Annotated in this window: 7 protein-coding genes and 1 riboswitch; of the genes, 1 reads left to right on the forward strand and 6 read right to left on the reverse strand. The window is 25.1% G+C overall.

Annotated features, from left to right (window positions below; all coding sequences use genetic code 11):
- Window positions 1-3: 3 nt before the first annotated feature.
- The 4 genes from BN899_RS10925 to BN899_RS10945 all read right to left on the reverse strand — a co-directional run bounded on the left by BN899_RS10925 (window position 4) and on the right by BN899_RS10945 (window position 4,596).
- Window positions 4-462: a GNAT family N-acetyltransferase gene (locus BN899_RS10925; protein ID WP_207636857.1), complete on the reverse strand. Its 459-nt coding sequence runs from the start codon at window positions 460-462 to the stop codon at window positions 4-6.
- Window positions 463-630: 168 nt separating this feature from the next.
- Window positions 631-1,215 carry an ECF transporter S component gene (locus BN899_RS10930; protein WP_042275313.1) on the reverse strand — a complete coding sequence of 195 codons (585 nt, stop codon included), beginning with the start codon at window positions 1,213-1,215 and terminating at the stop codon, window positions 631-633.
- Between the two features lie 131 nt (window positions 1,216-1,346).
- Window positions 1,347-1,465, reverse strand: a riboswitch (FMN riboswitch).
- Between the two features lie 43 nt (window positions 1,466-1,508).
- A complete protein-coding gene (locus tag BN899_RS10935; RefSeq protein WP_052356818.1) occupies window positions 1,509-3,527 on the reverse strand; it encodes a HAMP domain-containing sensor histidine kinase in 2,019 nt (672 codons plus the stop codon).
- A 376-nt stretch (window positions 3,528-3,903) separates the two neighbouring features.
- On the reverse strand, window positions 3,904-4,596 hold the full coding sequence (locus tag BN899_RS10945; RefSeq protein WP_042275317.1) for a response regulator transcription factor: 693 nt from the start codon (window positions 4,594-4,596) through the stop codon (window positions 3,904-3,906).
- Between the two features lie 342 nt (window positions 4,597-4,938).
- Between BN899_RS10945 and BN899_RS10950 the strand changes: the two genes are divergently transcribed.
- Window positions 4,939-5,349, forward strand: a complete 411-nt coding sequence (locus BN899_RS10950; RefSeq protein WP_042275319.1) for a GtrA family protein — start codon at window positions 4,939-4,941, stop codon at window positions 5,347-5,349.
- Between the two features lie 35 nt (window positions 5,350-5,384).
- Here the strand turns inward: BN899_RS10950 and BN899_RS10955 are convergent, their stop codons facing one another.
- The gene (locus BN899_RS10955) at window positions 5,385-6,002 is read right to left on the reverse strand and encodes a manganese efflux pump MntP (protein ID WP_042275320.1); all 618 of its coding nucleotides are present in this window, start codon (window positions 6,000-6,002) and stop codon (window positions 5,385-5,387) included.
- A 213-nt stretch (window positions 6,003-6,215) separates the two neighbouring features.
- Window positions 6,216-7,095: HAD family hydrolase (locus BN899_RS10960; RefSeq protein WP_242824155.1), on the reverse strand; the 880-nt coding region annotated here is incomplete at its 5' end.

A 7,095-nucleotide genomic window follows, 5' to 3' on the forward strand; every position in this document is an offset into this window, starting at 1 on the left:
TGATTACATATTCATACTTAACCTAATCATATCTATACATTGAATTTTATTTTCATATATTTCTTCATTATAATGTATCTTGAAAAAGTCCTTATCTATTCCTGTGATTCTAAATCCACACCTTTGATATAGTTGTAATTGTTTTATACTCGAATTTCCAGTACCTACTTCTAGTACTTTAATTTTTTTGTCTTTGCATCTATTAATCGCATCTTTTATCATTTTTTTAGCTATCCCATTATTTTGGTGTTTTTCATCCACTGCAATATTTACAAGTTCCATAGTTAATGGTCTTGTATCTATTAATACATATACACCTACTATATTTTCATCACAATAAGCTATGTAGCACTTTCCTCTATTTAAATAATCTTTTACTGATTTTTCTGATGGGTCTGCTAATAAAAGTAGTTTCATTGGTGCTTTTTTATAATCACTTATCTCTTGAATACAAATATCCATTACTTATCCTCCATTTATATATTTCTACAAAATATTTTAATATAGATTTTTCCATTTATATACTTAATTATATCGAAAAATAAACATTTATATTTTTTAAATATAATCATATTATAAAAAAGGTGTAATAAAGTCTTAAGACTTTATTACACCTTTTTTATATTATCATTACTTATTATCTAAAATAACATTATTTTTAGCAGGTCTATCATTAAATACTGTTACTGATAGCTTTTTATATAGCATATATGTAGCTACTGAAATTAATACACCCTTTATTCCATTAAATGGTAATAAACCAACTGTTACATACTGCATTAAGTCAGCTGAGCTCATTTGCATTCCATATGCTGGAAGTAAGAAATACACATTAGCTATTATTCCTACAACTTCCATAACTAAAATACCTACTATCATTCCTATAATAGCATTTCTTTTAGTTTTATTTCTTTTGTAAATCATTGCTGCTGGAACAACCATAGCTATTCCTACTATAAAGTTAGCAACCTCTCCTACAAGTCCTGTTTGGCTTCCTTTCATTACTACTATAAGTAAATTCTTAATAAATTCTATGACTATTCCAATACCAGGTCCGAAGGCAAAAGCGCCCATTAAAACTGGGACTTCACTTAAGTCAATTTTTAACCATGGAAACATCGGTATTACAGGGAAGTCGATGTACATAAGTATAAATGCTATTGCACTTAAAAGTGCCACTTTAATAAGTGTTTTTAAATTATTTCTTTCTTTCATTTTCTTTCCTCCAAGTAACTCTTCTGGAGCTTTAGTATTAGTTTATGTATTTTAATATAAAAAATACCCTGACTAAATTTAATCAGGGTATATGTATACTAATTCATAGTAAAATACATAACTATTCTAATACTTTTCTTCTTTCATCCAGACTATAACTGTCGGCTTTGGAATTTAACCAAATCATGCTAAAATTTAGCTCGCGGGCTTTACCGCCGGTGGGGATTTACACCCCGCCCTGAAGATATTTATTATTTTAACTAAAGTATATATTAAACTTTATTTTTATTCAACTATTTTTCTTTAATTTTCTTAAATTCTAATGTAGATTTAAATAAGTCTCCATCTATATTAATTTCAAAATTTCCACCTTGAAGATTAACTAAATCTTTAGCTATGGCAAGACCTAAGCCACTTCCTTCTGTATTTCTAGATTCATCAGCTCTTTTAAATCTCTCCATTATTTCTTTTGGATCAAAGTTAAGTTCATAAGATGATATATTTTTCATACTTAACTTTATGTTATCTTCATTATCTAATAAATCAATATATACACGAGTTCCATCTAATGAATATTTAGCTATATTAGATAAAAGATTTTCAAATACTCTATACATTCTTCTGCCATCAGCATATATATATATATTATCTTCTGGTAAGTTTAATTTTATATCTAAATTAGAATTAGATAATTTTTCTTCCATCTCTCCAATACTTTGTCTAAGAAGTTGTTTTACATCTATTTTTTCCATATTTAATTCAATATTTCCACTACCAACTTTACTTGCTTCAAATAAGTCTTCTATTAAAAGTTTAAGTCTCTTTGATTTTGAATCAAGTACATTTACATAGTCTTTTATATGCTCTGGCCTTATATCTTTCTCTTTTTTTATAAGCTCTACATAGTTTATTATAGATGTTAAAGGAGTTTTTAAATCATGACTTACATTAGTAATAAGCTCTGATTTCATTCTTTCACTTTTTAATTGTTTATCTATTGATTTTTCTAACCCTTCACCAATATTGTTTATATTTTGTGCAAGAACTGTAAAGTTATCATTTCCTTTTACAGGTATTTTATAATTAAGATCTCCTTTTTTTATCTTTTCAGTACCTTCTATTATTTCACTTGCATAAGCTAACGTTTTTAATGTATATATTATAAAGAAAGCTAATACTATTGTTGATCCTATGACAGTAAGTATATGACTTACAAATGGACCAAATAATACTCCAATTCCATTTATAATTAAGCATCCTATGCCTATTAAAGTTATTCTTCTTGATAAAGGCACTTTAATAAGTGAGTCTTTCATAGTCTTTATATTATCTATAAAATATTTGCTTAAATTCATTATTATACTACTTTTTACTAATTCTTCTTTGCTATTATAAACTTTATATTTTTTTATTGTAAAGTACGTTGTTAGTATTAGTAAAATTGATAAAATATAAAATTGAGATATGTATATAATTTTATCAACTCTATAATTATATCCGTAACCAACATATGATAAATTTGATGCATTACCTATTGCAAGTGCTACCTCTAAGAAAATTATAACTGCTAAGATTTCAATTGGTATTAATTTTGCTAGTTTTAATAGTTTACTATTTTTATCAAATAAATTTATATCAATTCTCTTATATAATATAAGTGCTACTATACTTACTATTAATGATGATATAAATAATGGTATACTTAACTTTACATTGTTAATCGCTGCATTATGTCTAGAATAGTTTTCAGATATTTTATCTGTTCCAAAATAATTAGATGACTTTGGATAAGATGCATTTAAAAATGATATATAAATTTGTATATCATCTGTATTTATTGCATTTAAAAGCTCCCATTCTACAGTAGGATTACTTCTATATGTTTTATTGTTTAGATCTTTAATATAAGTTCTATTTTTGTCAGTTTTATTTATTTCTATATCTAGATGTCCGTTTATATTTTTCTTAAAATCACTTAAATTATCATATTCAGTATTTGAGTAATATTCATTAGTTTTATTATTTATTACAATGAATTTAATGTTTTCTAACTCATTTAATCTATTTTTAGCATTATTTTTAAGTCCATTTATATTTTTTTGTGCTTGTTCTTTACTTGGATACTTCATTTTATATGAGTCTGTTTCATCATCATATTCTTCGTATGAATTATTTCTTATATACTCATTTACTGATTTATCATTATCTTTTACAACTTCACCTAACCAATAAGATATAGGCCTTAATGTATTATATTCAAATAAATTACTTTTATAAAAATCATCCTCTAGTATTTTCCTATCTTCATGCATGTAACTACTCCAAAGCCCATTATTTCCTCTATATTGTGAAAAAATATTAGCTAAAGAAGTTAAGCATAAAGATAAAGATATAACTAATATAATAAAAAATATTCCTTTTATTCTTTTTTTTATCTTTCATGATATTCTCCCTTTTATATATTTAAAAATTTATAATTCCAATATCTATACATAAGTATAGAATTTTTAGCTTATTACATTTTTATAAAATGTAATATTTATCAATGTCAAAGATAAAAGTGTAAGTATTAAATTTCCACTAAAAAATTTAAAACAAATATAAACTCCTATTAACTGACTTACCATAAAAATACTTAAAATTAATAATGTATTAAACATTAGGCTTTTACTTTTTAAAAATTTACCGCTATAATTTTTCAATTTTATATCCAACTCCCCATACCACCTTTAGATATTTTGGTTCTTTAGTATTTATCTCAATTTTTTCTCTTATCCTTCTAATATGAACTGCTACCGTGTTATCTACATTAAAACTTTCTTCATTCCATACTTTTTCATATATCTCATCTATTGAAAATACTCTACCTTTATTTTGTAAAAGCAATTTTATAATCCTATATTCTATTGGAGTAATTTTAACAGTTTCTCCATCTACCTTTAGTTCTTTACTTTCTAAGTTTAGTTCTAGCTCTCCACTTTTTAAAACACTTTTATTTTCAATACTATAATTGCCAAGACTTACATATCTTCTTAAATTAGATTTAACTCTTGCTATAAGCTCTAACAAATTAAAAGGTTTTGTTATGTAATCATCTGCTCCAATATTGAGTCCCATTATTTTATCTGTATCTTCACTTTTAGCTGAAACTAAAATTATTGGTATATTTCTTTCTTCTCTAATCTTTATAGTAGCTTTTATACCATCTAGTTTTGGCATCATTATATCCATTAAAATTAAGTGTATTTCTTCTTCAATTAAAATATCTAAAGCCTTAAGTCCATCATATGCTTTAAATATTTTGTATCCTTCGTTTTTTAAATATATTTCAATAGATTCAACTATTTCTTTATCATCATCAACTACTAATATGTTGTACACTTATCAATACCCCTTTTCTATCATTGAAATTTACTTTAATCATGTAACAAACGACCTAAAAAGTAGATCTATTTCAAAAGTTTTTTTATTTAAATTTGTCAAAAAATATTTTTTTTGATTATTTCTAAAAGTATTATACACTAAATTCACATCCTTTTTGATTATATCTATATACTAATACATAATTCTTACGATTTTCTTACTTTAATTCTTACGATTTTCTTACAAAATTTAATTTAAAGATTTATTACTTTTTTGGCAATCATCAACATAAATATTTATAATTTATAATGTAATACTAATTTTATAGACATAATCTATCATAATAAGGAGATTAGTAAAATGTCTGAAAAAATTATTAACGCTAAAGGAAAAGTCAAAGAGTTTATAAAATTTAATATAATAGGTATAAGTAATTTTGCAATATCTCAATTACTTTACCTTACTTTATATCTTGGTTTTAAGTTTCATTATATTATTGCTTATACTATTACGAGTGTAATAAGCATAAGTGCATCGTATATTTTAAATTCAAAGTTGACTTTTAATGAAAATAGTTACTCTTTTAAGAAATTTTCTCTCTCTGTTCTAATTTATATTTTTGAGTATATTCTTAATATGGGAATAATTATTGGACTAGTTAAATTTTTCAATATAAGTAAAGTAATAGCTCCAATAATAGCTCCTATATTTTCAACACCTCCTGTATTTTTTATGATGAGAAATGTTATAAAAAAAAATAGTAAAGGATAGAAATGTTTATATTCCTATCCTTTACTATTTTTAAGTTAAAACAAACTGCTTATTATATTGTTAAAAATTTGAGTGTGTTCGTTAAATATATTTATACCAATTATAATTAATATTATTCCTCCAACTAGTTCTGCATAGCCATTAAAAATATCACCTATTTTATTACCTAATATAACTCCTATTAAGCACACTATAAAAGTTATAATACATATTGTTAAAGACGCTGGAACTATATCAACATTTAAAAATGCAAAACTTATTCCAACTGCAAGAGCATCAATACTTGTAGCTATTGAAAGCATTATAAGTTCCTTATTAGATAAATTACTTTCATCCGTTGTTATTCCACATTCTATCGAAACTTCTTCATCTTCTTTTTTAGATTTAATAAATTCTTGAATCATTTTAAATCCTAAGAAGCTTAATAATATAAGCGCTATCCAATGATCTATTGACTTTATGTAACTTTCGAAACTAAGACCTAAAGCCCATCCTAAAAGTGGCATTCCTCCTTGAAATAAACCAAAGGCCAATGCTATTTTTATGGAAGTTCCTTTTGTTAAATTTTTTAATGTCATACCTTTAGTAACTGACACTGCAAGTGCATCCATTGAAAGAGCAAACGCCGTAAATAAAATTGCTGTAAAACTCATAAACATCCTCCTAAAATTCAGTGCAACAAAAAACGAGACTTATGTATGCTAAATAAGCATACATGAGTCTCGTTTTTTAAGACTAGACCAGACCGTAGTCATTATGTTGATCTAGTCACACCGATTGGTGCAAACTACTCCCTCAGGTAATAACCAAAAAAGTATTTTTTACATTATATTTATAATACGTTATTTTTCTATATATTGTCAATATTATATTCCAACGATATTGTATAGTGCCTTTGCAACTCCACTATTATCATTTTTTTCAGTCACATAGTTAGCTTTTGATTTTATAAAGTCATCTGCATTATCCATTGCAACTCCCATTCCAACATATTCTAGCATACTTAAATCATTGTAGCTATCACCAAATGCAACTGTTTCATCTTTATTAACATCTAAATAATTACATAGTATGCTAACAGCCTTACCTTTGCTTACACCCTCATTCATAATTTCAATATTATTAGGCCCCGATGTAGTAAGTTCTATTCCTTTTAAATTTATCAAATCTTTTTCTATATTTCTTAAAAGTTCTTTATTATCTTCTTCAAACACTATCATCTTTAAAATATTATTATTTATAACATTTTCTTTTAGGTTAGTTTTAAAAATAAGATTCATTTCTTTTTTCATTTTATCATGTAATTCTTGATATCTTTTATTCTCTTTGTCCATTTTCTTACAATATAAAGCGTCATCAGCATAACATTGATAATATACTTCATACTTTTCTAATATATCGATAATATCTAAGCATACATTTGTATCCATATAATTTGAATAAATAACCTTATCTTCATATCTTATTAAAGCACCATTACAAGCTATTATAGGTATTCTGCTTTCTAAAAATTCAGTATGTAGCTTTGCAGAGTCATACCACCTACCAGTTGCAACTGCCACATTTATACCTTTATTTAGTGCTTTAGTTAAAGCTATTTTATTTTCATCAGTAATTTGATGATCACTCCCAAGTAATGTACCGTCCATATCTGTAACTATTAACTTATAATTCATACCATATCCCCCTACTGTTATATTTATTTTTAGTATATCATAAAATTTTTCCTTGCTTATAAATAAAAAC

The organism is Faecalimicrobium dakarense (assembly GCF_000499525.1).
Taxonomy (GTDB): domain Bacteria; phylum Bacillota; class Clostridia; order Peptostreptococcales; family Peptostreptococcaceae; genus Faecalimicrobium; species Faecalimicrobium dakarense.

Excerpts from the sequence above, each read along its gene's own strand:
- BN899_RS10930 (WP_042275313.1), bottom strand. The coding sequence starts at position 1,215 with ATGAAAGAAAGAAATAATTTAAAAACACTTATTAAAGTGGCACTTTTA.
- BN899_RS10925 (WP_207636857.1), bottom strand. The coding sequence starts at position 462 with ATGGATATTTGTATTCAAGAGATAAGTGATTATAAAAAAGCACCAATG.
- BN899_RS10935 (WP_052356818.1), bottom strand. The coding sequence starts at position 3,527 with ATGCATGAAGATAGGAAAATACTAGAGGATGATTTTTATAAAAGTAAT.
- BN899_RS10950 (WP_042275319.1), top strand. The coding sequence starts at position 4,939 with ATGTCTGAAAAAATTATTAACGCTAAAGGAAAAGTCAAAGAGTTTATA.
- BN899_RS10955 (WP_042275320.1), bottom strand. The coding sequence starts at position 6,002 with ATGAGTTTTACAGCAATTTTATTTACGGCGTTTGCTCTTTCAATGGAT.